This is a genomic window from Pseudomonas sp. RL_5y_Pfl2_73, from assembly GCF_963970515.1.
Taxonomy (GTDB): Bacteria; Pseudomonadota; Gammaproteobacteria; order Pseudomonadales; family Pseudomonadaceae; genus Aquipseudomonas.
Map to the genome: position 1 here is coordinate 291,774 of NZ_CAXAPD010000001.1, position 25,668 is coordinate 317,441.

The 25,668-nt window shown below is 60.3% G+C and carries 24 protein-coding genes; 9 read left to right on the plus strand and 15 right to left on the minus strand.

All coding sequences use genetic code 11. The features are described from left to right. Positions 1-110 precede the first annotated feature (110 nt). The 4 genes from aspS to AACY42_RS01385 form a co-directional block, all read right to left on the minus strand. Positions 111-1,886 carry an aspartate--tRNA ligase gene (gene aspS, locus AACY42_RS01370; RefSeq protein ID WP_339475548.1) on the minus strand — a complete coding sequence of 592 codons (1,776 nt, stop codon included), beginning with the start codon at positions 1,884-1,886 and terminating at the stop codon, positions 111-113. Between the two features lie 75 nt (positions 1,887-1,961). Continuing rightward, entirely contained in the window at positions 1,962-2,183 is a 222-nt protein-coding gene (locus AACY42_RS01375) for an FmdB family zinc ribbon protein (protein WP_003178589.1), read from the minus strand. 205 nt (positions 2,184-2,388) lie between these two features. Beyond that, complete coding sequence (locus AACY42_RS01380) at positions 2,389-2,730, minus strand: ribbon-helix-helix domain-containing protein (RefSeq protein WP_058542616.1); 342 nt, start codon at positions 2,728-2,730, stop codon at positions 2,389-2,391. Between the two features lie 207 nt (positions 2,731-2,937). Next, positions 2,938-3,411 (minus strand): Dps family protein, encoded by a 474-nt coding sequence (locus tag AACY42_RS01385; RefSeq protein ID WP_014339923.1) that lies wholly within the window; start codon positions 3,409-3,411, stop codon positions 2,938-2,940. A gap of 395 nt (positions 3,412-3,806) precedes the next feature. Here AACY42_RS01385 and AACY42_RS01390 point away from each other — a divergent pair, with 395 nt between their 5' ends. After that, positions 3,807-4,412 carry a cold-shock protein gene (locus tag AACY42_RS01390; RefSeq protein ID WP_058542617.1) on the plus strand — a complete coding sequence of 202 codons (606 nt, stop codon included), beginning with the start codon at positions 3,807-3,809 and terminating at the stop codon, positions 4,410-4,412. A gap of 77 nt (positions 4,413-4,489) precedes the next feature. Here the strand turns inward: AACY42_RS01390 and AACY42_RS01395 are convergent, their stop codons facing one another. Further along, positions 4,490-4,696 carry a SlyX family protein gene (locus tag AACY42_RS01395; RefSeq protein ID WP_042728752.1) on the minus strand — a complete coding sequence of 69 codons (207 nt, stop codon included), beginning with the start codon at positions 4,694-4,696 and terminating at the stop codon, positions 4,490-4,492. Positions 4,697-4,699: 3 nt separating this feature from the next. Then, a complete protein-coding gene (locus AACY42_RS01400; protein ID WP_116641427.1) occupies positions 4,700-5,125 on the minus strand; it encodes an HIT family protein in 426 nt (141 codons plus the stop codon). Between the two features lie 888 nt (positions 5,126-6,013). Between AACY42_RS01400 and AACY42_RS01405 the strand changes: the two genes are divergently transcribed. Continuing rightward, positions 6,014-7,285 carry an OprD family porin gene (locus tag AACY42_RS01405; RefSeq protein WP_339475553.1) on the plus strand — a complete coding sequence of 424 codons (1,272 nt, stop codon included), beginning with the start codon at positions 6,014-6,016 and terminating at the stop codon, positions 7,283-7,285. A gap of 160 nt (positions 7,286-7,445) precedes the next feature. Here the strand turns inward: AACY42_RS01405 and AACY42_RS01410 are convergent, their stop codons facing one another. Continuing rightward, positions 7,446-8,288, minus strand: coding sequence for a mechanosensitive ion channel family protein (locus AACY42_RS01410; protein WP_339475555.1), 843 nt, complete (start codon positions 8,286-8,288; stop codon positions 7,446-7,448). 236 nt (positions 8,289-8,524) lie between these two features. Then, complete coding sequence (locus AACY42_RS01415) at positions 8,525-9,010, minus strand: YajQ family cyclic di-GMP-binding protein (protein WP_003205057.1); 486 nt, start codon at positions 9,008-9,010, stop codon at positions 8,525-8,527. Between the two features lie 141 nt (positions 9,011-9,151). Between AACY42_RS01415 and AACY42_RS01420 the strand changes: the two genes are divergently transcribed. From AACY42_RS01420 to AACY42_RS01430, 3 genes are read left to right on the plus strand one after another with little or no spacing between them, the layout of a single operon-like run. After that, entirely contained in the window at positions 9,152-10,069 is a 918-nt protein-coding gene (locus AACY42_RS01420) for a putative 2-dehydropantoate 2-reductase (RefSeq protein ID WP_339475557.1), read from the plus strand. Positions 10,070-10,115: 46 nt separating this feature from the next. Further along, complete coding sequence (locus AACY42_RS01425; RefSeq protein ID WP_339475558.1) at positions 10,116-12,152, plus strand: sensor histidine kinase; 2,037 nt, start codon at positions 10,116-10,118, stop codon at positions 12,150-12,152. A 2-nt stretch (positions 12,153-12,154) separates the two neighbouring features. After that, entirely contained in the window at positions 12,155-12,736 is a 582-nt protein-coding gene (locus AACY42_RS01430) for a cob(I)yrinic acid a,c-diamide adenosyltransferase (protein ID WP_339475559.1), read from the plus strand. Positions 12,737-12,880: 144 nt separating this feature from the next. On the opposite strand, the gene AACY42_RS01435 is transcribed toward AACY42_RS01430, so the two are convergent. From AACY42_RS01435 to secA, 4 genes are all read right to left on the minus strand, one after another. Beyond that, positions 12,881-13,825 (minus strand): Nudix family hydrolase, encoded by a 945-nt coding sequence (locus AACY42_RS01435; RefSeq protein WP_339475561.1) that lies wholly within the window; start codon positions 13,823-13,825, stop codon positions 12,881-12,883. Next, positions 13,822-14,454, minus strand: a complete 633-nt coding sequence (locus AACY42_RS01440; protein WP_339475563.1) for a glutathione S-transferase family protein — start codon at positions 14,452-14,454, stop codon at positions 13,822-13,824. The genes AACY42_RS01435 and AACY42_RS01440 overlap by 4 nt, the downstream gene beginning before the upstream one ends. 138 nt (positions 14,455-14,592) lie before the next feature. After that, positions 14,593-15,810 carry a bifunctional glutamate N-acetyltransferase/amino-acid acetyltransferase ArgJ gene (gene argJ, locus AACY42_RS01445; RefSeq protein ID WP_339475565.1) on the minus strand — a complete coding sequence of 406 codons (1,218 nt, stop codon included), beginning with the start codon at positions 15,808-15,810 and terminating at the stop codon, positions 14,593-14,595. A gap of 194 nt (positions 15,811-16,004) precedes the next feature. After that, entirely contained in the window at positions 16,005-18,740 is a 2,736-nt protein-coding gene (secA, locus tag AACY42_RS01450) for a preprotein translocase subunit SecA (protein WP_339475567.1), read from the minus strand. A gap of 308 nt (positions 18,741-19,048) precedes the next feature. Here secA and AACY42_RS01455 point away from each other — a divergent pair, with 308 nt between their 5' ends. After that, positions 19,049-19,504 carry a DUF721 domain-containing protein gene (locus AACY42_RS01455; protein WP_339475570.1) on the plus strand — a complete coding sequence of 152 codons (456 nt, stop codon included), beginning with the start codon at positions 19,049-19,051 and terminating at the stop codon, positions 19,502-19,504. Positions 19,505-19,639: 135 nt separating this feature from the next. On the opposite strand, the gene AACY42_RS01460 is transcribed toward AACY42_RS01455, so the two are convergent. After that, positions 19,640-21,127, minus strand: coding sequence for a helicase HerA-like domain-containing protein (locus AACY42_RS01460; RefSeq protein ID WP_339475573.1), 1,488 nt, complete (start codon positions 21,125-21,127; stop codon positions 19,640-19,642). A gap of 243 nt (positions 21,128-21,370) precedes the next feature. Here AACY42_RS01460 and AACY42_RS01465 point away from each other — a divergent pair, with 243 nt between their 5' ends. The 3 genes from AACY42_RS01465 to AACY42_RS01475 are packed head-to-tail and all read left to right on the plus strand — an operon-like array spanning position 21,371 to position 24,238. Next, positions 21,371-22,462, plus strand: a complete 1,092-nt coding sequence (locus AACY42_RS01465) for a glycosyltransferase family 4 protein (protein ID WP_339475576.1) — start codon at positions 21,371-21,373, stop codon at positions 22,460-22,462. 16 nt (positions 22,463-22,478) lie between these two features. Next, positions 22,479-23,246, plus strand: coding sequence for a DUF2334 domain-containing protein (locus AACY42_RS01470; RefSeq protein ID WP_339475579.1), 768 nt, complete (start codon positions 22,479-22,481; stop codon positions 23,244-23,246). Then, complete coding sequence (locus tag AACY42_RS01475; protein ID WP_339475582.1) at positions 23,243-24,238, plus strand: lysylphosphatidylglycerol synthase transmembrane domain-containing protein; 996 nt, start codon at positions 23,243-23,245, stop codon at positions 24,236-24,238. Before AACY42_RS01470 ends, AACY42_RS01475 begins: the two co-directional genes overlap by 4 nt. Before the next feature lie 4 nt (positions 24,239-24,242). On the opposite strand, the gene AACY42_RS01480 is transcribed toward AACY42_RS01475, so the two are convergent. Both AACY42_RS01480 and purU read right to left on the minus strand, forming a co-directional pair. Then, complete coding sequence (locus AACY42_RS01480; protein ID WP_339475584.1) at positions 24,243-24,416, minus strand: hypothetical protein; 174 nt, start codon at positions 24,414-24,416, stop codon at positions 24,243-24,245. Positions 24,417-24,607: 191 nt separating this feature from the next. After that, complete coding sequence (gene purU, locus AACY42_RS01485; protein WP_339475586.1) at positions 24,608-25,456, minus strand: formyltetrahydrofolate deformylase; 849 nt, start codon at positions 25,454-25,456, stop codon at positions 24,608-24,610. Between the last annotated feature and the right edge of the window lie 212 nt (positions 25,457-25,668).

A 25,668-nucleotide genomic window follows, 5' to 3' on the forward strand; every position in this document is an offset into this window, starting at 1 on the left:
GTTTTTCTTTGAAACATTGCCCGCCGTGCGCTTGCGCAACCGCCGGCAACCAGAAATATCGACCCCAATGAAAAGGCGCATCCGAAGATGCGCCCTCTCAGGTGCCAGCCTTACTCAGCCTTTGGCTGTTCACGCAGACGGATGTGCAACTCGCGCAGCGCCTTGGCATCCACCACACCCGGCGCCTGGGTCATGACATCGGCCGCGCTCTGGGTTTTCGGGAACGCGATCACTTCACGGATCGACTGGGCGCCCGTCATCAGCATCACCAGGCGGTCCAGGCCGAAGGCCAGGCCACCGTGGGGCGGTGCACCGTATTTCAGGGCGTCAAGCAGGAAGCCGAACTTCTCTTCCTGCTCGGCTTCGTCGATGCCCAGCAAGCGGAACACCGCCTGTTGCATTTCCTTGCGATGGATACGGATCGAACCACCGCCCAGCTCGGTGCCGTTCAGGACCATGTCGTAAGCGCGCGACAGAGCGGTGGCCGGGTTGGCCTCCAACTCTTGCGGCGAGCACTTCGGCGCGGTGAACGGGTGGTGCAGCGCGGAGAAGCTGCCGTCGTCGTTTTCTTCGAACATCGGGAAGTCAACGACCCACATTGGTGCCCACTCGCAGGTCAGCAGCTTCAGGTCGTGACCCAGCTTGATGCGCAGCGCGCCCAAGGCCTCGCTGACGATCTTGGCCTTGTCGGCGCCGAAGAACACGATGTCGCCGTCAACCGCGCCCACGCGATCGAGGATCACATTGAGGCTGGCCTCAGGGATGTTTTTCACGATCGGCGATTGCAGGCCATCAACACCCGCGGCGCGCTCGTTGACCTTGATGTAGGCCAGCCCCTTGGCGCCGTAGATGCCGACGAACTTGGTGTAGTCGTCGATCTGCTTGCGCGGCATGCTGGCCCCGCCAGGAACGCGCAGGGCCGCAATGCGGCATTTCGGGTCGTTGGCCGGGCCGCTGAACACCTTGAACTCGACGTCCTTGAGCTGGTCAGCCACGTCCACCAGCTCCAACGGGTTACGCAGGTCTGGCTTGTCGGAACCGTAGCGGCGCATGGCCTCTTCGAAGGTCATGTGCGGGAACTCGCCGAATTCCAGACCCAGCACTTCCTTGAACAGGTTGCGGATCATGCCTTCGGTCAGGCCCATGATATCTTTTTCGTCGAGGAAGCTGGTCTCGATATCGATCTGAGTGAACTCAGGCTGACGGTCGGCACGCAGGTCTTCGTCGCGGAAGCACTTGGCGATCTGGTAGTAGCGGTCGAAACCGGCCACCATCAGCAGTTGCTTGAACAGCTGCGGCGATTGCGGCAGGGCAAAGAAGCTGCCGGGGTGGGTACGGCTCGGCACCAGGTAGTCGCGGGCGCCTTCCGGCGTGGCACGGGTCAGGATCGGCGTCTCGACATCGAGGAAGCCGTTCTCGTCCAGATAACGACGGATGCTGGTGGTCATGCGCGAACGCAGGCGCAGCTTCTCGGCCATTTCCGGGCGACGCAGGTCGATGAAGCGGTAACGCAGGCGGGTTTCTTCGCCCACATCGGAGTATTCGTTGAGTGGAAACGGCGGGGTTTCCGATTCGTTGAGCACTTCCAGCTCGTAGCCCAGCACTTCGATCATGCCAGATGTCATGTTGGCGTTGCCGGCGCCGGCCGGACGCAGGCGCACCTTGCCGGTGACCTTGACCACATATTCGCTGCGCACGCGGTCGGCGGCGGCGAAAGTTTCAGCGCGGTCCGGATCGAACACCACCTGGGCCAGGCCTTCACGATCACGGATATCGAGGAAAATCACCCCGCCATGGTCACGGCGACGATGGACCCATCCGCAAAGAGTAACTTCCTGGCCTTCCAGGCTTTCGTTCAGTTGGCCGCAATAATGGCTGCGCATCATGGTAGTGGTTTCACTTCTCGTAATTCGAAATTCGGTTGGAGGACCTGCCCGTGCAAGCACTCGCGCGTGTTCAACTCAATCAGCTTTGTCGCCACCGGCCAAATTCTTCTTGGCGCCGGTCTTGAAGTCGGTTTCATACCAGCCTGTGCCACCGAGGCGGAAACCAGGCATGGACAGCATCTTTTTCAGTTCTGGCGCCTGACAGGCAGGGCAGTCGACCAGCGGTGCCGCGCTGATCTTTTGAATGGCTTCCATCTGATGACCACAGGAAGCACATTGATAGTCGTACATCGGCATGGGGTTGTCTCGGCGATCAGGTTACTCGCGCAAAGGCGAGGCTTTGCGGCAAAGAGCGGGATTATATCCATTAAATGCGGCCTGTGCAGCCGTAAGACCGCGTGTAGGAGCTGACGAGTGCAACGAGGCTGCGATCTTGCCCCAGACACCTGAGTCGCAAGCGAAATCAAGATCAAGATCAAAAGATCGCAGCCTTGGGCAGCGCCTACGCCGCACCATGATCCATTCCCGCCTCCTTCAAACTGTGCACCACGCAAACCACACGCACCAGCGCGCTAAAATTGCGCACCCCGCCATGGCGCAGGTGCACTTCCCTGTCGACATGGGACAGCAACGTACTGATGGAGCAGCTGTTGAGCTGGGCCATGTCGCCGAGGATATCCCAATAGACCTGTTCCAGCCGCAGACAGGTGGCGAACCCGTTCAGACGAATGGACCGGGCCAGGGGACGCACCAACTGCATATCGAACCCCCTGACGAACGGATCGACGCTGATGGGCTGGAAACGCCCATGCCCCCCCTCCCCCGGTTCTTTTCCTTGAATCATACCGTTGACACTCCTTTGCCATACGAGCCTCTCAGTTGGAACAATCCATCTGTGGCTCTATGGAAGCTCAACGGCATCGCCAGTTCCAGACGACTTTATGACCATGGACGTAGGACAAGCCAACAGCAGGCAGGCGACGAATTACGCCGTCCTACACGCCGCTCGCTGGGAATGCTGCCCACTCCACGTCAGCACCTGCCTAAGGGGTCACTGTCCCTCCAGCAACGCGCGCAGCATCCACGCGGTCTTTTCGTGAACCTGCATGCGCTGGGTCAGCAAGTCGGCGGTGGGCTCATCGCTGACCTTGTCCAATAAAGGAAAGATGCCACGGGCCGTACGCGTTACCGCTTCCTGACCCTCGACCAGCTGCCGGATCATGTCTTCGGCACCCGGCACCCCTTCCTCTTCCTTAATAGAAGACAAGCGCGCGTACACCGAGTAGGCCCCTGGGGCCGGGAAACCCAGGGCACGAATTCGCTCGGCAATCAGATCCACCGCCAGGGCCAGCTCATTGTATTGCTCCTCGAACATCAGGTGCAGGGTCCGAAACATGGGCCCTGTGACGTTCCAGTGGAAATTGTGGGTCTTGAGATACAGCACATAGGTGTCCGACAGCAGGCGCGAAAGCCCGTCGACGATGGACTTGCGGTCTTCTTCACTGATACCGATATCAATTGCCATGTTGGTTGATCTCCTGACGGTGATGAATTCGACAACGCCCCAAACTCTAGTGGTTTTGGCCGCCTATGGCCTGCGACAGATCGCCAGCCCTCCTGAACCGACAAGCCAGGACAGCGAGCGGTTCCGACGCCCCGTAGGAATCAACGCCGTTTGCCTGGCACCTTCAAGCAGCGGCTGGTCTTTTCTGGCCGACGAACAGCGCGGTACGCGCCCGTAACGAGTTTGAGAAGGCCGGGGCTTTGCTGTTAAATAGGCAGTGTGTCGCTACGCTTATTTTCCCGGGTGTGGCGCATAGGCTGATTCGGGTACGTGTCCAACGCCTCTCATTGTTTCGAAGCGAACCGCCCCCGACCAGCTCTTCCTTAGTGATCTGTCTTAACCGTGAGCCAATCAAAATGTTGAAAATCGTCCACTTGCTAATGGGCGCAGCTGCCCTGCTGCTGTCCTTCATCCCTAGCCTGGGTTCCGAAGCCACACCTTACCTGCAACACCCCGATGCACTGTACCTGGCCTTTTTCGGCCTGCTCAACCTGACCCTTGCACCCGTCATCCCTTACTGGAACAAAGGTCCACGTCACCAACTGCAAAACCTGGTCAGCGTCCTGCTGGTGCTGGCCGTTGCCCTGCAAACCCTGGCCCTGCTGGCGCCTATGCCGCAAATCGGTGGTCAACCGGCCATTGTGTTCAGCCTGGGTGCAGCACTGCTCGCCGTGGCACTGCACCTGGCCGTCAGCTTCTACAAGAAGTCGGCGCCGGCCGCCGCTGCGCAGAACTACGACATGTCCAACCGCGATACCGGCACGGTGAAGTGGTTCAACACCTCCAAAGGGTTCGGCTTCATCTCCCGCGACTCCGGCGATGACATTTTCGTGCATTTCCGGGCCATTCGTGGCGAAGGCCATCGCGTCCTGGTGGAAGGCCAGCGCGTGGAGTTCTCCGTGATGAACCGCGACAAGGGCCTGCAGGCCGAAGATGTGATCGCCGCGCTGCCGCGCCGCTGATCCAAGCGTAAAAAAACCGCGATGCAGCCTGGCTGCTCGCGGTTTTTTATTGCCCGTCAAACGGGAGTCGGGCTCAATCAGTAGTGAGGAGGCGGTGCCTCTTCTTCGAACGACTCGAACTGCCCGGCCATTTCTTCCTGGCGCTTGAGCAACGCCGCCATCTGCAGCTGCAGACGCTCGACGACCCGCTGTTGCTCCACAAGTACATCATTCAATGCCTGGATGGTGTCATCCTGAAACGCCAAGCGGCTTTCCAGATCGGTCACGCGGTCTTCAAGGTTCATGATTCAGCCCTCCAGAAACTTGAAATCATCGGTCAAGGCCACTCGCAACCGTTCACGAATCGCCGCGACCTGCCCTGCATTATAAGGCTGCGCCGGGTGCTTGCCCCAGACCGGCGCAGGCCAGGCGGCATCATCACGCCTACGCACGATGACATGCATGTGCAATTGACTGACGACGTTACCCAGGGTTGCAACGTTCATCTTGTCGGCATCGAACGAATCCTTGAGGGTTTCGGCCAGCGCCGTGGTTTCTTTCCACAGCTGCTGCTGATCAGCGTCATCCAATTGAAACAATTCGCTGATATCTTCCCGCCGCGGTACGAGAATGAACCACGGGTAGTTCGAATCGTTGGACAAGAGCAACCGGCACAACGGGAAATCACCGATGGGCAATGTGTCTTGTTGCAGTCGTGGATCTAAAGCGAACACCGCGCGTACTCCTCGCTCGTTATCGGTTCTGCCCGGTTTAGCGGCCCGCAGGCCTGCATCGGACTCAGAGGCGCAGCATACCCGCGAACGCCGGATCGATCACTGCGTACTGTCCTGATGCTCGACTTCGAATGTTTTTTTCAACACCCGGCATCAACCCGTGCAAGCTGGCGCACCAACACAGCGCAAGCACCCCGATAGGGTCTCGACAGGACCGTTCCAGGGCACAGGCACAGCATCGAGGCTGTAAATTTTTCGTACAGCTTAAAAATTTTTTGCACCAAAACAGCACAGCACGTCTACGCTTCAGTGCACAAAGCATCCGTGATTTACTCACTGGGTAGGGTGAACCGGTAACATTTTTGGTTGTCTCGCCACGTTTGTCGGTGCTGAACACGAGCAGCACACGGGAGTCAACCCTATTTAAAACAAGGCCTTTGGAGCCCGGTTTCATGAGGTTTCACCGCGTCAATCGGTAGAATGTGAAAAAAATGTAAACGAAATCCGGGTTTGAGCATGCTTGTTGCATTCATCCCCACACTGTCCGAAGGGCCCGCCGGAAGCGAGCACCTGCCGACACACAAATTAAAGTGGCAAGGCTGCCCACAGGAGCTTCAAACGCGGTAATGACGGACTCTTTACACCGATGCCGGAAAAAGAAAAACAACCTTAGAGTTGTGAATACGGTTGCGTCGGAATAGCTGAAATGCGACATGGATCGAGCCATTGGCGACATGGTCGTAAAGAAGCTGAAAGGTTGAATGGGCAAGTATCGCCAATAATGTCGGCGTGATATAAGTTTGCGCCGACACAAAAAGAAAGAGCCGCCCAGATAAAAAAACAGGTGGGACGGCAGTACTCTTCTAAAAACCAAAGGAGCAAATCACGATGCGCGTGATGAAGTGGAGCATGATCGCACTGGCTGTATCGGCCAGCGTTTCGCAGTTCGCAGTGGCCTCTTCCCAGGAAGAATCCAAGGGCTTTTTTGAAGATCAGAGCCTGAATGTCAAAAGTCGTATGCTGTACATGAACCGTGATTTCAAACACGGTGAATCCAACGGCCAGTCCACACCTAACAAAACTCGTGAAAAAGGTTATCGCGAAGAAACAGGCCTGGGTGTACAGGCTGTTTACGAGTCGGGCTTTACCCAAGGCACCATTGGTTTTGGTCTGGACGCGCTGGCCAATGGCATGATCAAACTGGACAGCGGCGCCGGTCGTACCGGTAACGGCATGTTCGGCAAGGATAGCGAAGGTCATCCGGAAGACACCCAATCCAACGTTGGCGGCGCGGTCAAATTCCGTTTCTCCGACACTGTTCTGAAGTACGGCAACCAGTACGTTGCCAGCCCAGTCTTCTCCACAGACGACAGCCGTCTGCTGCCAGAAGTCGCCACCGGTACTTTGATCACCAGCAAGGAAATCAAAGGTCTCGAATTGAGCGCCGGTCGCTTCACTTCCATGCGTGCGCAGAACCACATGGGCCGCGACAGCCTCGGTTTGAAGTCGGCTGACATTGCCGGTGCAACCTACCAGTTCACCGACAACTTTGTAGCCGGTGTAGCTGCTTCCGACATCGAAGACTACTACAAGAAAAAGTACCTGAACCTGAACTACACCATGCCGATCAGCGAAGATCAGTCCCTGAACTTCGACTTCAACGGCTATGACAGCAAAAGCCAAGGTCAGGAACTGGACGGTGACGTTGACAACCGCATCTGGTCCCTCGCGGCAGCCTATAGCGTCGGCGCTCACAAGTTTACCTTGGCGCACCAACGCTCCTCGGGTGATAGCGGCTATAAGTATGGCGTAGACGGCGGTGGTACTATCTTCCTCGCCAACTCCGTCCAATACTCCGACTTCAACGGTGAAGACGAGCGCTCCTGGCAAGCTCGCTACGACCTGAACATGAAGTCCTACGGCGTTCCTGGCCTGAGCTTCATGACTCGCTACATCAAAGGCGACAACATCACCACTGCTTCCGGTGAAGGTAAGGAACATGAGTTCGACTTCGAGACCAAGTACGTTCTGCAAAGCGGCCCAGCGAAAGACCTGTCCCTCCGCATTCGTAGCGCAATCGCTCGTTCGAACAATGCCTATGATGGTGGTAACGTCAACGACTTCCGCTTCATCGTCGAATACCCACTGAGCATCTTGTAATTCAGTGCTAATTCGATAGCTGCACCGTAACAAACAAAAACCGCTCACCTGATCCAGGTGAGCGGTTTTTTTTCGACTGAATTTCAGTCTTTACACAAGCGCTTATTTAGCAAGCTAACTAAATACAACCTGATCCCAATGCCAGGTTATATTCAAATCGTTACTGCGCCGCCCCTTCCTGAACCACCCGAATCACGCGCTGTGGAAACGGAATATCAATACCGACCTCTTTCAAGCAATCCCGCGCCTGCTCATTGAGCATGAACATGACATCCCAATAATCAGCCGTCTTGACCCATATCCGCAGTGACACCGTGATAGAGCTGTCACCCAAGGTAGAAATCACCGCTTGCGGGGCCGGATCAGCCAGCACACGCTCATCCTTGGCCAGCGCCAGCAACACTTCCCGGGCTTTTTGCAGGTCGGCCTGGTAATCCACGCCGACATCAAACACCACCTTGCGGGTCGGCTGGCGATTGGTGTTGGTGATGATGCCGTTCGAGAGATTGCCGTTGGGCACGATGACGGTTTTGTTATCACCGGTGCGAATCACGGTGTGGAAGATCTGGATGCTGTCCACCGTACCGGCCACACCCTGGGCTTCGATCCAGTCACCGATGCGGAACGGACGGAACAGCAGGATCAGCACGCCGCCGGCGAAGTTCGCCAGGCTGCCCTGCAAGGCCAGGCCAATCGCCAGGCCGGCGGCACCGATGGCGGCGACGAACGAGGTGGTTTCCACACCGATCATCGAAGCGACGCTGACCATCAGCAATATTTTCAGGATGACGTTGGCCAAGGTACTGATAAACCCTTGCAGTGCCAGGTCGGCGTTACGCAGGGCCAGCAGCGCGCCCAGTTTGCGTGTCACTTTGTTGATCAACCACCAGCCAATGGCCAGGGTGATGACCGCCAGCAGCACGCGGCTGCCGTATTCCATGATCATGGGGACCCAGGCCTGGGAAGCCCTGACCAGGTTGTCCACTTCAGCATTCAAGTCCATCTAACTCTCCTTATTTCTGTTGCACGCGGCATCTCTGACGAAGAAACCTGGGAGCTGCGTAGAAGCCCCATATAGAAGCCCTGTAGGAGCTGTGTAGGAGCTGTCGAGTGCAACGAGGCTGCGATCCTCCCCCAGACACTTGAGTCTCAAGCGAACAATCAAAAGATCAAAAGATCGCAGCCTTCGGCAGCTCCTACACAAGCCCCCCGTCACAGAATTTCCATACAACCGAAGTATCAGTCGCGGAAATTATTGAATTGCAGCGGCATGCCGAATTCCTTGCCGCGCAGGGCCGCAATGGCTTCCTGCAAGTCGTCACGCTTTTTGCCGGTGACCCTCACCTGCTCGCCTTGGATGGCGGCTTGCACCTTGAGCTTGGCGTCCTTGATATGAGCCACGATCTTCTTCGCCAGTTCCTTGTCGATACCTTCCTTGAGCACGGCTTCCTGTTTCATCAGCTTGCCGGAGGCATAGGCGTCCTTGACCTCAAGGCACTGCACGTCGATCTTGCGCTTGACCAGCGCCAGCTTGAGGATCTCGATCATCGCCTCGAGCTGGAAATCGGCCTCGGCGGTCAGGTTCACGGTCAGGTCTTTTTCCTTGAACTCGAAACTGCCCTTGCCCTTGAGGTCATAACGACGGTCGAGTTCCTTGACGGCGTTTTCAACCGCGTTGGTGACTTCGTGTTTGTCCAGTTCGGATACCACGTCGAATGACGGCATGTAGTGTTCTCCAAATAAAAGGCGCGCCAGTATCAACGGCGCGCGCTTGGCTTGTGGTTAAAATCGGGCTCATTATAACGGCTCTTTTCCTGTCGACACTGCGAGCCCTCAGATGCCTGCGCCAATCCGAGTAAAAAACTGATGCCCACCACCTGGCATGTCCTGGGGGCCGGCAGTCTCGGCACGTTGTGGGCCACGCGCCTGGCCCGGGCCGGGTTGCCGGTGCGGCTGGTGCTGCGCAACGAAGCCCGCTTGCAGGCCTACCGCAGCGCCGGCGGCCTGACGCTGGTGGAACAGGGCCAGGCGCAGTGTTACCCCATACCCGGCGAAACGGCGGACAGCCAGGCGCCGATCAGGCGCCTGTTGTTGGCCTGCAAAGCCTACGACGCGGAAGCCGCCGTGGCCTCGGTGGCCCACCGCCTGGACGCCGAATCGGAACTGATCCTGCTGCAGAACGGCCTCGGCAGCCAGGACGCGGTGGCCAATTGCGTGCCCCAAGCCCGATGCGTCAGCGCCTCCAGCACCGAAGGCGCGTTCCGCGACGGTGACTGGCGCGTGGTGTTCGCCGGCCACGGCTACACCTGGCTGGGCGACGCAGCTCACCCAGTGGCGCCGTTCTGGCTCGACGACCTGACCGCTGCCGGCATTCCCCACGAATGGAGTGCCGACATCCTCACCCGGCTCTGGCGCAAGCTGGCGCTCAACTGCGCAATCAACCCGCTGACCGTGCTGCATCACTGCAAGAACGGCGGTTTGCAGGAACACCGCTGCGAAGTGGCGACCCTGTGCGCGGAGCTCACCGACCTGCTCAAACGTTGCGGCCAGCCCGCGGCGGCCGAAGATTTGCAGCCGGAAGTCGAACGGGTGATCCAGGCCACGGCCGCCAATTACTCCTCGATGTACCAGGATGTCGCCAATCGGCGCCGCACTGAAATCAGCTACTTGCTCGGTTATGCCTGCAAGATCGCCCAACGCCATGAGCTGACCGTGCCGCACCTGGAACAACTGCGTCAGCGACTGATTGTCCACTTGCACAACCTCGGATTGCCCAGCGACTGAGCAGCGGCTACGCTGGCCCTCGTGTTCCTTTTTAGCGACGAGTCTGATGCCATTGCGCCAGCACCTTGAAAACCTCCCGGTCGGCCAGAAACTGCTGGCCGCCCTGTTGGTGTTGCTGACCACCGTCCTGCTGGTGGCCAACCTGACCTTTATCAGCGCCGCCTACTATATCTCCCAGGAAAGCATGGCGCCCCAGGCCCTGCAGACCATTGGCCGGCTGGTGGCCAATCCGAGCCTGATCTCCGACGCCCTGCGTTCGCCACAAAGTGCCCAACGCCTGCTCGATGAGCTCAACAGCTACGCACCGCTACGGGCGGCGGCACTGTACGACGGCCAGGGCGAACGCCTGGCACAACTGCAACAGGGCGAAAAGCTCAAGCTGCCGGACCAATACCGCAACATACAAGCCTGGCAGGCGGGCGAATTTCGCAGCAACCAAGTCATTACCCTGCCCCGTCCCGGCACGGCGCCCGGCCATCTGCTACTGGTGGCCAGCAGCGAGTTGCCGACCGCGTTCTACACCGGCACCCTGACCGCCAGCCTCGGCATCCTGATTTTCAGCGTGTTGCTGTGGCTGATCATTGCCCGCCAGATCAAGCGCCTGATCACCCAGCCGATCCATCAACTTGAAGAACTGTCACGCCAAGTCACCCGTGAAGAGAACTATGCCCTGCGTGCCGCACGCGGCAACCACGACGAGATCGGCAGCCTGGCCGAGGCGTTCAATACCATGTTGTCGCGGATCGAAGCCCGGGAGCAGCAACTCAAACGTGCACGGGACGACTCCCAGGCCGCCTACGACCAGGCCCAGGGCCTGGCGGAAGAAACCCGTCATACCAATCGCAAGCTGGAGCTGGAAGTCCAGGTGCGCAGCAAGATCGAGAAAAAGCTCACCGGCTTTCAGAACTACCTCAACAGCATCATCGACTCCATGCCGTCGGCGCTGATCGCCCTCGACGAGCAACTCTACGTCACCCAATGGAACCAGGAAGCCAGCGCTCTCTCCGGCACCCGGCTGGACGAGGCGCTGAACCAGCCGATTTTCCTCGCCTTCGAACCGCTCAAACCCTATCTGCCCCAGCTCAAGCAGACCGTCGAGCAACACACGGTGGCCAAGATCGAACGCGTCACCTGGACCAAGGACGACGAAGCCCGGCATTACGCCCTCACCTTCTACCCACTGATGGGGGGCACCGGACGTGGCGTGGTCATCCGGATCGACGACATCACCCAGCGCCTGTCGCTGGAAGAAATGATGGTGCAATCGGAGAAAATGCTTTCGGTCGGCGGCCTCGCGGCGGGCATGGCCCATGAAATCAACAACCCCCTGGGCGCGATCCTGCACAACGTGCAGAACATCCGCCGACGCCTGTCGCCGGATCTGCCCAAGAACCTCGAACAGGCCGAGCAACTGGGTATCGACCTGCCGGTGGTCAATCGTTACCTGCAGAGCCGGGAGATTCCGCTGCTGCTCGACGGCATCCAGCAGGCCGGCGCCCGGGCAGCGAAAATCGTCACCCACATGCTCAGCTTCAGCCGTCGCAGCACCCGACAGATGGCGCCTTGCGACCTGCCGGCGCTGATCGACCAAGCGGTGGATATCGCCGGCAACGACTTCGACCTGGCAATCGGTTTCGACTTCAAGGGCCAGGCGATCACTCGTCAGTTCGACCCGAACCTGGGCCCGGTGCCTGGCACGGCCAACGAGCTGGAACAGGTGCTGCTCAACCTGCTGAAAAACGCCGCCCAGGCGATCCACCAACGCCAGGACGACAGCGAACCGGGGCGCATTATCCTGCGCACGCGGTTGAATCCACCGTGGGCGGAAATCCAGGTCGAGGACAACGGCATCGGCATGAGCGAGAACGTGCGCAAACGCACCTTCGAGCCTTTCTTCACCACAAAGGAGATCGGCCAGGGCACGGGCCTTGGGCTTTCGGTCTCGTATTTCATCATCACCAACAACCACAAGGGCCAGATGGAAGTGCAGTCGGCGCCGGGTCAAGGCACCTGCTTCACCTTGCGCCTGCCCCTGGCGAGCACTTCGATGGTGCCGCAGGAAAACAAACAACTGGAGCGCTGAGCATGGGTTTTCGCCTGTCGAAGATTTACACCCGCACCGGCGACAAAGGTGAAACCGGGTTGGGCGATGGTCGCCGCGTGGCGAAGGACCACCCACGGGTCGAAGCCATCGGCGAAGTGGATACGCTGAATAGCCAGCTGGGTTTATTGCTGGCCGGGCTCGCCACTGAGACGGCCCGACATCCGGGGCTAAAGGAGGTCAGTGACGTGCTGGGGCCTTGTCAGCACCGTCTGTTCGACCTCGGCGGGGAACTGGCGATGCCGGCTTATCAGGCCTTGAACGTCGCGGAAATCGAGCGGCTGGAAGCGGCGATCGATGGGTGGAACGAGGAATTGGGCCCCCTGGAAAACTTCATCCTGCCCGGTGGCTCGACGCTGATCGCCCAGGCCCATGTCTGCCGCAGCCTGGCCCGCAGCGCCGAGCGGCGTTGCCAGCAATTGAACGCCATGGAACCGCTGGCCGGGCCGGGGCTGGCCTATATCAATCGATTGTCGGATCTGCTGTTCGTGGCCGCGCGGGTCATTGCCCGGCGGCAGGGGGTGGCGGAAGTGCTATGGGTGGCGGCGGCCAAGCCCGCGGATTGATCAGATAACTGTATTGCCTGTCAGGTCGCCATCGCGAGCAGGCTCGCTCCCACAGTAGGCTGCGGTGTGATCACTATTGATGCCACACACTCCCCCTGTGGGAGCGAGTCTGCTCGCGATGGCGTCAGCTGGTGCACCCCATTTTCAAGCTTCAGGCCAAAACGCCCGAATCCCCGCCACACCCTGCGCCCCGGCCTCCCAGGCTTTTTGCCGCTCGCCAGGCCCGACCCCACCCAATAGGTAAACCGGCCTATCGAAGCCCTCGATCAACCGCGCTGCCTCTACCCACCCCAACGGCTGTGCGTCGGGATGGGTCTGGGTCGGTTGCACCGGCGAGAGTGTCACGAAATCCACGTCCATCTGCTGCGCCAGGGTCAGTTCTTCGGCGTTATGGCAGGAGGCCGCCAACCAGCGGTCTTTGCCGAACGGTCGACCGGCCGCTGCATGCTTGCGCAATTGCGCGGCGGTGATGTGCCAGCCAGCGGAAGGGAAATCCCCCAGCCATTCGAACGGCCCCTTGAGCATCAGCTGGGCCTTGCCGGCACACAGCCCCGCCGCATCCACCGCCAGATCGCGGTATTGCGGGTCGTAACCGTTGGGGGCACGTAGCTGGACCAACTTGATCCCGCCGGCAATCGCCTTCTGCATGCCGCGCAGCAAGGCCGGCGCCTCAAGGCCTTCAGGGGTGATCAGGTATTCACCCGGCAAACGAGCCGCCGCAACGATCGGCTGATTGGCCGCCGGAAATTCATGGTTCGTCAGATCACGTGCCGTCACCCAGGCCAACGGCTGACCTTCGGCGCCGTGGGGCTCGCCGGTGAACGCCGAGACTTCCCAGACATCCAGCAGTACCTGTTTGTCCGGGTAATCGTGACGCACCTTGATCAACGGCCGAGCGGCGTCGACGACAATGCCCAGCTCTTCGTGAAGTTCGCGGGCCAGGGCGGTTTCGACGGATTCGTCGGCCTCGACCTTACCGCCAGGAAACTCCCACAAGCCGCCCTGGTGCTGGGTGTCGGCCCGTCGGGCGATCAGGATTCTACCGGCGGCATCGCGGATGACCGCTGCCGCCACATGGACTCGTTTCACCGCGCAGTGTCCTCCAGGCCAGCTTGTTGCCACGCCTTGAACGCCGGCCATTGATAAAGGGTTTCGACGTAGGCCTCATCGACCTCCGACAGTTTCACCTGGAAAGTGCGCAAGCGCACGGCAACAGGGGCAAAAAATGCGTCGGCCAGGCTCGCGCGGCCAAACAGGTAGGGACCGGTTTCGGTCGCCGCGGCACGGCATTCGGCCCACAGCGCCAACATCCGCTCGATTTCCACCTGGACGTCAGCCGGCATGGGCGACAACGGTGCATCGCGTAGCAGGTCAAAGGGCATGTTGCTGCGGATGGCGAAAAAGCCGCTGTGCATTTGTGCACAGGCCGACCGTGCCTGGGCCCGGGCGGCTACATCCTTGGGCCAGAGACTGGCATCCGGAAACTGTTCAGCCAGGTATTCGGCAATCGCCAGGGAATCGGCGATCACGCCAAACTCGGTCTTGAGCAACGGGACCTTGGCCGTGGCCGAATACTTGAGCAGCTTCTCGCGGGTGTCGGGTTGGTCAAGCCTGACCAGCTCTTCGGTGTACTTCGCGCCGGTCAGCGCCAGGGCCAGCGCGCCGCGCAGGGACCAGGAAGAGAGATCTTTGTCGCCGATGATCAGGTGCAGGCTCATGTGGACTCCTTTCTTATGGTTCTGAGGTTGTCTGTTCTGGCGCCTTCGCGAGCGCAAGTCCGTTCCCACAGGAGATTTGCTGGGTGACTGAGAAAGTGCTCACACCACCAATCCCCTGTGGGAGCGGGCTTGCTCGGTTTAAGTCCGGTACTCAGCGTTGATCTTGACGTACTCGTGGGACAAATCGGTCGTCCAGATGGTTTCGCTGCAATCCCCACGCCCCAGTTCGATACGGATGCTGATTTCTTCCTGTTGCATCACTGCCGCGCCCTGGGCTTCGGTGTAGGTCGCAGCGCGGGCACCTTGGCTGGCGATGCAGACGTCACCGAGGAACACATCGATCTTGCTCACGTCCAACTCAGGCACACCGGCACGGCCAACGGCGGCAAGGATCCGGCCCCAGTTCGGGTCGGAGGCAAACAGTGCGGTCTTGATCAGCGGCGAGTGGGCCACGGTGTAGCCAACATCCAGGCATTCCTGGTGATTGCCACCGCCGTTGACCTGCACGGTCACGAACTTGGTCGCACCTTCGCCGTCACGCACGATGGCCTGAGCCACGTCCATGCACACTTCGTAAACAGCCTGCTTCAAAGCGGCGAACATCGGGCCGCTGGCCTCGGTGATCTGCGGCAGGTTGGCCTTGCCGGTGGCGATCAACATGCAGCAGTCGTTGGTGGACGTGTCGCCGTCGATGGTGATGCGGTTGAACGACTTGTTGGCACCGTCGAGCATCAGGTCTTGCAGCACTTGGCGCGAGACTTTGGCGTCGGTGGCGATGTAGCCGAGCATGGTCGCCATGTTCGGGCGGATCATGCCGGCGCCTTTGCTGATACCGGTCACGGTGACGGTCACGCCATCATGCTCGAACTGGCGGCTCGCGCCCTTGGGCAACGTGTCAGTGGTCATGATGCCGGTGGCGGCGGCAGCCCAGTTGTTTTCCGACAGATCGTCGAGGGCGGCCTGCAACGCGCCTTCGATCTTCTCGACCGGCAGTGGCTCGCCGATCACGCCGGTGGAATACGGCAGTACTTGGTTGGCCTCTACACCTGTCAGTTCCGCCAGCTTGGCGCAGGTGCGCTCGGCGGCGGCCAGGCCTGGCGCGCCAGTGCCGGCATTGGCGTTACCGGTGTTGGTCAGCAGGTAACGTACCGCCCCCTGCACACGTTGCTTGGCCAAGATGACCGGCGCTGCGCAAAAGGCGTTGAGCGTAAAGACGCCTGCCACCGTCGAGCCTTCGGCGCAACGCATGACCACGACGTCCTTGCGCCCGGGGCGCTTGATGCCCGCCGAAGCAATACCGAGTTCAAAACCGGCAACCGGGTGCAACGTTGGCAACGGACCAAGACCAACAGCCATGAATGCGCTCCTTAGTAGATAAATCGACGCCGCCCTCATCGGAACGGCGAATCAAAATGGCAAAACGCCGCGACGGAAGGTGGCCTGTGTGGCCAGTGCGGTTAGTCAACTCCGGATGCAGAAGTTGACTAACAGCACTGGCCACACAGGCCACTAACCGGTCGCGGCGCGGGTCGTTCAGCGATGAAACGGGTTTATTGGATCTGCCCGTGGCAATGCTTGTATTTCTTGCCCGAACCGCAATAGCACAGTTCGTTGCGGCCCAGCTTCGGCTCGTTGCGCACGGGTGCGGCCGCCAGGGCGACATCTACATCGACGCCCTCTTCGGCATCCGCTTCCAGGCCAGAGACTTGGGCGTGTTCGAACTGCATGCGCGCGGCCAGGGCTTCGGCTTCCTGACGCAGGCGGGCTTCCTCCTCGGCCGGGTCTTCGCGGCGGACCTGAACGTGGGACAGCACACGGATCGAGTCGCGCTTGATCGAGTCGAGCAATTCGGAGAACAGCGTGTAGGACTCGCGCTTGTACTCCTGCTTCGGGTTCTTCTGGGCGTAGCCGCGCAAATGGATACCGTGACGCAAGTGATCCATGGTCGACAGGTGGTCTTTCCACAAGTCGTCCAGCACTCGCAGCACAATCTGCTTCTCGAAGGAGCGCAGCGCCTCGGCGCCGGCCTGGTCTTCCTTCTCGTTATAGGCGGCGATCAGTTCGGCCAGCAGTTTCTCGCGCAAGGTTTCTTCATACAGGTGATCGTCTTCGTCGAGCCATTGCTGGATCGGCAATGCCACGCCGAAGTCGCTCTGCAGAGCGGCCTCCAGGCCGGCGACGTCCCACTGCTCCGGCAACGATTGCGGCGGGATGTGGGCGCTGATGGTGGCGTTGAGCACGTCCTGGCGGAAATCGGCGATGGTTTCACCGATGTTGTCGGCGGCCAACAAACTGTTACGCATGTGATAGATCACTTTACGCTGTTCGTTGTTGACGTCGTCGAACTCGAGCAATTGCTTACGGATATCGAAGTTGCGGCCTTCGACCTTGCGTTGGGCTTTCTCGATGGCGTTGGTCACCATCCGGTGCTCGATCGCCTCGCCCGGTTGCATGCCCAGGGCCTTCATGAAGTTCTTCACCCGGTCAGAGGCGAAGATACGCATCAGGCTGTCTTCCAGGGACAGGTAGAAACGGCTGGAACCGGCGTCGCCCTGGCGACCGGCACGGCCACGCAACTGGTTGTCGATACGGCGCGACTCGTGACGCTCGGAAGCGATCACCTGCAAACCGCCAGACTCGAGTACCTGCTGGTGACGTTTCTGCCAGTCGGCCTTGATCTGCGCGATCTGCTCTGGGGTCGGGCTCTCCAGGCTGGCGACTTCCACTTCCCAGTTGCCGCCCAGCAGGATGTCGGTACCACGGCCAGCCATGTTGGTGGCGATGGTCAGCGCACCCGGGCGACCGGCCTGGGCGATGATCTCGGCTTCCTTCTCGTGGAACTTGGCGTTGAGGACCTTGTGCTCGATGCCTTCCTTGTTGAGCAGGGCGGACATGTGCTCGGAGGTCTCAATGGTGGCGGTACCCACCAGGATCGGACGGCCCTGGGTCATGCATTCCTTGATGTCGTTGATGATCGCCGCGTATTTCTCATCGGCAGTCAGGAACACCAGGTCGTTGTAGTCTTTACGGGCCAGCGGCTTGTTCGGTGGAATCACCATCACTTGCAGGCCGTAGATCTGGTGGAACTCGAACGCTTCGGTGTCCGCGGTACCGGTCATGCCGGACAGCTTGTTGTACAGGCGGAAATAGTTCTGGAAGGTGGTCGAGGCCAGAGTCTGGCTCTCGGCCTGGATATTCAGGCCTTCCTTGGCTTCGATGGCCTGGTGCAGGCCTTCGGACAGGCGACGGCCCGGCATGGTACGGCCGGTGTGTTCGTCCACCAATACGACCTGGCCGTCCTGCACGATGTACTCGACGTTGCGTTGGAACAGCTTGTGCGCACGCAGGCCAGCATAAACGTGGGTCAGCAGGCCCAGGTTGTGGGCCGAGTACAAGCTCTCGCCTTCGGCCAGCAAGCCGACGCGGGTGAGCATTTCCTCGACGAACTGGTGACCCGCTTCGTTGAGCTCGACCTGACGGGTCTTCTCGTCAACGGTGTAGTGCCCAGCCTGGGTCACTTCGCCTTCGACTTCCTCGACGTGCAACTTGAGCTGCGGGATCAGCTTGTTGATCTCGATGTACAGCTTGGAGCTGTCCTCGGCTTGACCGGAAATGATCAGCGGGGTACGGGCTTCATCGATGAGGATGGAGTCGACTTCGTCGATCACGGCAAAGTTGAGTTCACGCTGGAATTTTTCTTCCATGCTGAACGCCATGTTGTCGCGCAGGTAATCGAAACCGAATTCGTTGTTGGTGCCGTAGGTGATGTCGGCGGCGTAGGCGGCGCGCTTCTCTTCCGGCGGCTGGAACGGCGTGACGACGCCGACGCTCAGGCCGAGGAATTCGTAGAGCGGGCGCATCCAGTTGGCGTCGCGGCGGGCCAGGTAATCGTTGACCGTCACCACGTGTACGCCCTTGCCGGACAGCGCGTTGAGGTACACGCCCAAGGTAGCCACGAGAGTCTTGCCCTCACCGGTACGCATTTCGGCGATCTTGCCTTCGTGCAAGGTCATGCCGCCGATCAACTGAACGTCAAAGTGGCGCATGCCCATGATCCGCTTGCCGGCTTCACGGGCGACCGCGAAGGCTTCGGGCAGGAGCTGATCGAGGGTTTCCCCCTTGGCAATGCGGTCCTTGAATTCGGCAGTCTTGGCGCGTAACTGATCGTCCGAAAGGGCCACCATTTGCTCTTCGAAGGCATTGACAGTCTGTACCGTCTTGAGCATGCGTTTGACTTCACGCTCGTTCTTGCTTCCAAAAAGTTTCTTTAACAAAGGCGCAAACATATCGGCAGGATCTTCCACACTAAAGGGATGGAGGGCGGCCCCGTGAGTCGCCCGTGCAGCCCTCATGGCCGCATGCGAACGAGCATTCTACCCGGAAACGATGGAGAGGAAAGTGGCGTTATTCCACGATGCTGGCACAGCGCTGTGACGGGGCTCGCTTAAAATAAGGGCTTTTGCGCGAACTTCAACCCACCCGGCGCAGAAGTTACTCATTGATTGTGCAACCAAAAAGCCGCTGGGCGAGAGGGTCGAGGCGCATCCGGCGCTTTCTGCTACCATGGCGCCTCTGTCACTTGCGGTATTCATTCATGGCCTTTCGCCCTCTTCCAGCCAAGGCACCCGCCGTTCTGCTGCGCGAAGCCAAGCCGCTGAAAGCCATCTTCGGCCACGCCAGACGCCTGGGTCACCTGCAACGCCTGCTGGACAGCCAGTTGCAACCGGCCGCGCGCGAGCATTGCCACGTGGCGTCCTGGCGCGAAGGCAACTTGTTACTGATCGTCACCGACGGCCACTGGGCGACGCGTCTGCGCTACCAGCAAAAACGCCTGCTGCGCCAGCTCCAGGCGTTCGAAGAATTCGCCAACCTGACGCGGATCCTGTTCAAGGTACAACCACCCACCGTCCAGGTCGGCGCCAAGGGGCACACGCTGGACTTGTCTACCGACGCCGCCGAGACCATTCAAGCCACCGCCGACGGCATCAGCGATCCCAACCTGCGGGCGGCGCTGGAGCGGTTGGCGGCACATGCCAGGCCCAAGGGCTGAGATTTTCGGCGCCTGTTCAATCGCTATCGCGAGTAAGCTCGCCCCCACACTGGATCTGCAGCGAACACCTCTTTCGTGTACGACGCCAAGCCCTTGTGTGCGAGCCCGCTCGCGAAGGCGGCGAGCCGGCTCTAACTACCGACGCTTGCTGCCACCGAGCAACGACCCCATCAACCCACGCACCAGTTGCCGCCCCAACTGATTGGCCGCCTGGCGCATGGCCGATTTAAGCGCCTGACCGGCCGCGGTGCCGAGCAATTCCCCGGCCTTTTCGGTGAAGCTTGGCGCTTCAGCCGCCGGCTTGCTCGGTGCCACTTCAGCCTGCGGCTCCAGCCCTTTGCGGTCCATCAGCACTTCATAGGCCGATTCGCGGTCAATGGGTTTGTCGTAGCGCCCTTGCAACGGTGAACTTGCGATCAACCCGGCGCGCTCGGCTTCGCTCAGTGGTCCGATGCGCGATTGCGGTGGTGCCACCAGCACGCGCTGGACCACTTGCGGCGTGCCTTTTTCCTGCAAGGTGCCCACCAGGGCTTCACCGATGCCGAGTTCGGTCAGCACCGCCAGGGCATCGAACTGTGGGTTGGGTCGGAAACCGTCGGCCACCGCCCGCAGGGATTTCTGCTCCTTGGTGGTAAAGGCCCGCAGTCCGTGCTGGATGCGCAAGCCCAACTGCGCCAGCACAGCGTCCGGCAAGTCGCCCGGCGACTGGGTCACGAAATACACCCCCACGCCCTTGGAACGAATCAGCCGTACCACTTGCTCGAGGCGTTCCTGCAAGGCCTTGGGCGTGTCGGCGAAGAGCAAATGCGCCTCATCGAAGAACAGTGCCAGCAGCGGTTTCTCTGCATCACCGCGCTCAGGCAACTGTTCGAACAGCTCGGCCAACAGCCACAGCAGGAACGTCGCGTAGACCTTCGGCGCTTCATGAACCAGACGAGTGGCGTCAAGTAAATGAATGCGACCACGGCCATCACTGGCCGGTTGCAGGATGTCTTCGAGCTGCAAGGCCGGCTCGCCGAACAACGCCTCCGCCCCCTGCTGTTCCAGGGTGGACAAACGTCGCAACAACGCCTGGCTGGAACCGGTGGTCATCAAGGCCGCATCGTCCCTCAGCAACTCAGGGTTATCCTTGAGGTGGTTGAGCAGCGCCTTCAGGTCCTTGAGGTCCAGCAGCAACAGGCCTTCGCGATCAGCCACCTTGAACGCGGCGTAGAGCGCCGACTGCTGGCTGTCCGTCAATTCCAGCAGACTGCCGATCAACAACGGGCCCATTTCACTCAGGGTGGTGCGCAGTGGATGACCGGACTGGCCGTGGATATCCCACAAGGTCACCGGATAAGCCTGGGGCTTGTGATTGAGCCAAGGCATGCCGGCGATGCGCTCGGCGATCTTGCCCTGGGGGTGGCCGGCGGCGCCGAGGCCGCACAGGTCACCCTTGATGTCCGCCGCGAACACCGCCACGCCGGCATCGCTGAACATTTCGGCCAGGCGTTGCAAAGTGACGGTCTTGCCGGTACCGGTGGCACCCGCCACCAGACCATGACGGTTCGCCAGGCGCATGGCCTGGGCAATGGGTTGGCCGCTAAGGTCAGCCCCGATAACGAGTTGCGATGAGTCAGGCATGTGGTCACCTGTGGTGTTTGCGATATGACGCCATTTTGCACGCTTATATAAAAGCATGCCTGGCGCATTAAGGCCCCGGCGCCAGGAATAATAGCTTGCTCGCGATGAGGCCCTGTCAAACCCGGCAATACTCCACTGACACTCCACCCCCACAACCCCAACCGAACATCTATTCTTACTAAAGGTCAACACAGGAGAACACTGACCGGAGGGACGTTCATCGTGCATATAGCGGACATAACCATGTTCTACGCCCCTGCCAGCGGTGGCGTGCGCACTTATCTGGATGCCAAGCACCGGCGCCTGGGTAATCGACCCGGTATTCGCCACAGCCTGCTGATTCCCGGCGCGCATTTGAGCGAGCACGATGGGATCTACCAGGTTCCGGCCCCTGCGCTGCCGTTCGGCAAGGGCTATCGCTTTCCCCTTCGCCTGGCGCCCTGGCGCAATGTCCTGCGCGACCTGCAACCGGACCTGATCGAGGTCGGCGACCCTTACCTCACGGCCTGGGCCGCGCTGGACGCCCGTCGCCAACTCGACGTCCCCGTCATCGGTTTCTATCACTCCGACCTGCCGCTGTTGGTGAGCAATCGCATGGGCAACTGGTTCACCCCCAACATCGAAGCCTATGTCAGCAAGTTGTACGGCAATTTCGACCGGGTCCTGGCACCGAGCCAGGTCATGGCCGACAAACTCACCGGACTGGGGGTCAAGAACGTCTACGTGCAACCGTTGGGCGTCGACCTGCAAACCTTCAACCCGGCCGCCCGTGACCCGGAGTTGCGCGCCGAGCTGGGCATCGCCGAAGACACGCGCCTGCTGATTTTTGCCGGTCGCGGCTCCAAGGAAAAAAACCTGCCGGTGCTGCTCAAATGCATGAAACGCCTGGGCGAACGCTACCACCTGCTGTTGGTGGGCTCGTCCATGCCCGCCGTGGTGCCGAGCAACGTCACGGTGGTCGATGAATTCTGTCCGGCATCGCAAGTCGCCCGACTCATGGCCAGCGCCGATGCCCTGCTGCACGCTGGCGACCAAGAGACCTTCGGCCTGGTGATCCTCGAGGCCATGGCCAGCGGCATTCCCGTGGTGGCGGTGGCAGCGGGGGCCTTCACCGAAATCGTCGACGAAGACTGCGGCCTGCTGTGCACACCCAACAACCCACAGGCCATGGCCAATGCCGTGCGCCAACTGTTTTACGAAGGCTGTCAACGCCGGGGGGGATTGGCACGCCGGCACGTGGAGCGTCATTACGCCTGGAATACCGTGGTCAACAGCTTGCTGGGGCACTACTACGCCGTACTCGGCGAGCAGATGCCACTGCTGGCCAATGGTTGAAGCGAGGTCGGTGTCGATGAATCACTCACCCAACGTGCTCCTGGTGCTGCACGACGTGGCACCGCAAACCTGGCCCGACTACCAACCGTTCGTCGACGCCGTCGACGCCCTCGGCCCAGTGCCAATGACCTGGTTGGTAGTGCCAGACTTTCATCGCAACAATGCCTTGGAGGCTCACCCCGGCTTTCGGCGCCAGCTTGACAACCGGGTCGAGCGCGGCGACGAACTGGTGCTGCATGGCTACTACCATTGCGACGATGGCCCTGTCGCCCGCCACCCCAAGGACTGGTTCATGCGCCGGGTCTATACCCACGAGGGCGAGTTCTACAACCTGTCCAAGGCCGCCGCCCTCGCCCGCCTGCGTGCCGGTATCGAAACCTTTGAACGCTACCACTGGCCGCTGGAGGGTTTCGTCGCCCCCGCCTGGCTGATGAGCGAAGGCACGCGCCAGGCCTTGCGCCAGTTGCCCCTGAGCTACACCAGTGATACCCAACACCTTTATCGCTTGCCCGACTTCACCGCCATCGACGCGCCAGGGCTGGTCTGGAGCGCCCGCAGCGCCTGGCGCCGCGGCCTGTCGAAAGTCATCAGCGACCAACGCGAACAGCGCTGGCGCCAGGCCCCGGTGATTCGCCTGGGCCTGCACCCGGTGGACATGCGCCATACCTTTTCCCGGGACTATTGGCTGCGCACCCTCGAACGCCTGCTCAACGACGGTCGCGTGCCAATGACCAAAGTCGGCTGGCTGGCGACCCAGGGGCTGCAACTCAGCAGCGCCGCATGAAACGGCTGATCTGGCTGGGCGTCGCCCTGCTCACGGCACTACTGGTGCCGCTACTGGTCGGTGGCGGGGAAATGTGGTCACGGGTGCAGCGCTTTCCCGTGTCGCTACTGCTGGCCATGCTCGGCATGATCGTGCTGTGCTGGGGTTTGAACGCCGTGCGCTTGCGCCTACTGCTGGGGGAACACAGTGGGCGCATCGGCAGGCTCAAAAGCATCGGCGTGGTGATGTCCAGCGAGTTCGCCATGTGCGCGACGCCCGGTGGTAGTGGCGGCCCGCTGACGCTGATGGCCCTGCTGGCACGCAACGGCGTGCGCCCGGCCCATGGCAGCGCGGTATTCGCCATGGATCAGTTGAGCGACTTGCTGTTCTTCCTCTGCGCTTTGGTGGGCATCGTGTTTTACGCGCTGTTCCAGAATCTCAGCCAGCGCATGGAATGGATGCTGGCGTTAAGCGCGATTTCATTGTTTGGCGGGCTGTTCGGCTGCGTGCTGGTGGCCCGGTATCACCGCCGATTGATTCTACTGGGCGCTCGCCTGCTGCACCACCTGCGCGTAAAAGCCGTCACCCGTCGACGCTGGGCCCGCAAGATATTGAGCTTTCTGGCAGCATTCACCGACACCTTGAAGTTGCCACGACAGACACTGTTCCAGGTCTTCGGCCTGACCTGCCTGCATTGGGTGCTGCGCTACAGCGTGTTGTACCTGGTATTGAAGGGGCTGGGGGCAGACTTGCAGTGGGCCTGGAGTTTCCTGGTCCAGATGCTGTCCCTGAGTGCGGGGCAGTTCAGCCTGCTGCCGGGCGGCGCCGGGGCGGCCGAATTGACCTCTACGGCGCTGCTGGCCCCCATGGTGGGCAAATCCACCGCAGCGGCGGCAATTCTGATCTGGCGGGCGGTGACCTATTACTTTTATCTGGTGGCCGGTGGGCCGGTGTTCTTCCTGATGGTCGGGCGGCCGTTGCTCAAGAAACTGATCAGGCTCAGGCAGGCCTGACACATCACGGTTTCTGTTCGGGCTCGTCCTGGGAATGCAGTTGCTCCCACAATTGCGCGGCATCAGGAAACTCAGTGCCGTCCTCCGGGCCCAACGCATCTGGGTCATAGCGGCTGAGGCAACCCTCGCCCAGGGTCGCTGGCGCCTTGGAGGTGGCTTTGTCCAACGGATCGGTCATGGCGCAATGCTGCTCCCGCAAGAAGGTGGCCTGAATCATTGTGGCCAGAGATTGTTCCCGCTCGGCTGCGCCTGTAGCCGCTGACGAGCGAAGCGAGGCTGCGATCTTTCCCCTACCGCTTGAGTCTCGAGCGAAAGATTAAAATCGAAAGATCACAGCCTTCGGCAGCGCCTGCAAGAGCCCAAATCCAGTCAGAACACCACCGTCTTGTTGCCATGCACCAGCACCCGATCTTCCAGGTGATAACGCAGCCCCCGGGCCAACACCATCTTCTCTACGTCACGGCCCAAACGCACCATGTCTTCGATGCTGTCGCTGTGGCTGACGCGCACCACGTCCTGCTCGATGATCGGGCCGGCATCCAGTTCTTCGGTCACGTAGTGACAGGTAGCGCCAATCAGCTTCACACCGCGCATCGACGCCTGATGGTACGGCTTGGCACCCACGAACGACGGCAGGAAACTGTGGTGAATGTTGATGACCTTATGGGCGTATTCGCGGCACAAGGCCGGCGGCAGGATCTGCATGTAGCGGGCCAGTACCACCACCTCAGCATCGTGCTGCTTGACCAGTCGCGAGACTTCGGCGAACGCCGGCTGTTTGTCCTGGGGGTCGACCGGTACGTGGTAATACGGGATGCCGTGCCATTCCACCATGCTGCGCAAGTCGTCATGGTTGGAAATCACACAGGCAATATCGCAATCAAGCTCATCGCTGTGCCAGCGGTGCAACAGGTCGGCCAGGCAGTGAGACTCACGACTGGCCATCAGCACCACGCGTTTTTTCTGCGCGGTGTCGGTGATACGCCAGTCCATCGAGAACGCTTCGGCAATGGGGGCGAACGCTTCACGAAAGGCTTCGATACCGAAGGGCAGCGAGTCGGCACGAATTTCGTGACGCATGAAAAACCAACCACTTTGATTGTCCGAGTGATGGCTTGCTTCGGTGATCCAACCATTATGGGCCGCCAGAAAGTTACTGACTTTAGCAACGATGCCGACGCGGTCCGGGCAAGCAATCACCAGACGAAAAGTGCGCATTAGGGAAACTCCAGAACTTCGCAAAGGCGGCCATTCTAGCCATTGCGCGGCAAAACTGCAGTATCGATGACAGGCCAAATCTCGACGACAGCCCCAAGCCACGACCGGCGTGCCCCGCAAAAGCAGGCTATACGTGCGAACAGCGGTGAAGACTCTGTCACGGTATTTAACTGCATCAGGCGTTTTTGTGGCACAGCACTAATTAATTAAAT

What these genes read in the sequence shown, in the direction of transcription:
- AACY42_RS01470 (WP_339475579.1), top strand. Translation starts at nt 22,479, where the DNA reads ATGAATCACTCACCCAACGTGCTCCTGGTGCTGCACGACGTGGCACCG.
- AACY42_RS01395 (WP_042728752.1), bottom strand. Translation starts at nt 4,696, where the DNA reads ATGAACCTTGAAGACCGCGTGACCGATCTGGAAAGCCGCTTGGCGTTT.
- AACY42_RS01480 (WP_339475584.1), bottom strand. Translation starts at nt 24,416, where the DNA reads ATGACCGATCCGTTGGACAAAGCCACCTCCAAGGCGCCAGCGACCCTG.
- AACY42_RS01425 (WP_339475558.1), top strand. Translation starts at nt 10,116, where the DNA reads ATGCCATTGCGCCAGCACCTTGAAAACCTCCCGGTCGGCCAGAAACTG.
- aspS (WP_339475548.1), bottom strand. Translation starts at nt 1,886, where the DNA reads ATGATGCGCAGCCATTATTGCGGCCAACTGAACGAAAGCCTGGAAGGC.
- AACY42_RS01475 (WP_339475582.1), top strand. Translation starts at nt 23,243, where the DNA reads ATGAAACGGCTGATCTGGCTGGGCGTCGCCCTGCTCACGGCACTACTG.
- AACY42_RS01380 (WP_058542616.1), bottom strand. Translation starts at nt 2,730, where the DNA reads ATGATTCAAGGAAAAGAACCGGGGGAGGGGGGGCATGGGCGTTTCCAG.
- AACY42_RS01375 (WP_003178589.1), bottom strand. Translation starts at nt 2,183, where the DNA reads ATGCCGATGTACGACTATCAATGTGCTTCCTGTGGTCATCAGATGGAA.
- AACY42_RS01410 (WP_339475555.1), bottom strand. Translation starts at nt 8,288, where the DNA reads ATGGACTTGAATGCTGAAGTGGACAACCTGGTCAGGGCTTCCCAGGCC.
- AACY42_RS01385 (WP_014339923.1), bottom strand. Translation starts at nt 3,411, where the DNA reads ATGGCAATTGATATCGGTATCAGTGAAGAAGACCGCAAGTCCATCGTC.
- AACY42_RS01405 (WP_339475553.1), top strand. Translation starts at nt 6,014, where the DNA reads ATGCGCGTGATGAAGTGGAGCATGATCGCACTGGCTGTATCGGCCAGC.
- AACY42_RS01465 (WP_339475576.1), top strand. Translation starts at nt 21,371, where the DNA reads ATGTTCTACGCCCCTGCCAGCGGTGGCGTGCGCACTTATCTGGATGCC.
- AACY42_RS01455 (WP_339475570.1), top strand. Translation starts at nt 19,049, where the DNA reads ATGGCCTTTCGCCCTCTTCCAGCCAAGGCACCCGCCGTTCTGCTGCGC.
- AACY42_RS01420 (WP_339475557.1), top strand. Translation starts at nt 9,152, where the DNA reads ATGCCCACCACCTGGCATGTCCTGGGGGCCGGCAGTCTCGGCACGTTG.
- purU (WP_339475586.1), bottom strand. Translation starts at nt 25,456, where the DNA reads ATGCGCACTTTTCGTCTGGTGATTGCTTGCCCGGACCGCGTCGGCATC.
- AACY42_RS01440 (WP_339475563.1), bottom strand. Translation starts at nt 14,454, where the DNA reads ATGAGCCTGCACCTGATCATCGGCGACAAAGATCTCTCTTCCTGGTCC.
- AACY42_RS01430 (WP_339475559.1), top strand. Translation starts at nt 12,155, where the DNA reads ATGGGTTTTCGCCTGTCGAAGATTTACACCCGCACCGGCGACAAAGGT.
- secA (WP_339475567.1), bottom strand. Translation starts at nt 18,740, where the DNA reads ATGTTTGCGCCTTTGTTAAAGAAACTTTTTGGAAGCAAGAACGAGCGT.
- AACY42_RS01415 (WP_003205057.1), bottom strand. Translation starts at nt 9,010, where the DNA reads ATGCCGTCATTCGACGTGGTATCCGAACTGGACAAACACGAAGTCACC.
- AACY42_RS01460 (WP_339475573.1), bottom strand. Translation starts at nt 21,127, where the DNA reads ATGCCTGACTCATCGCAACTCGTTATCGGGGCTGACCTTAGCGGCCAA.
- argJ (WP_339475565.1), bottom strand. Translation starts at nt 15,810, where the DNA reads ATGGCTGTTGGTCTTGGTCCGTTGCCAACGTTGCACCCGGTTGCCGGT.
- AACY42_RS01390 (WP_058542617.1), top strand. Translation starts at nt 3,807, where the DNA reads ATGTTGAAAATCGTCCACTTGCTAATGGGCGCAGCTGCCCTGCTGCTG.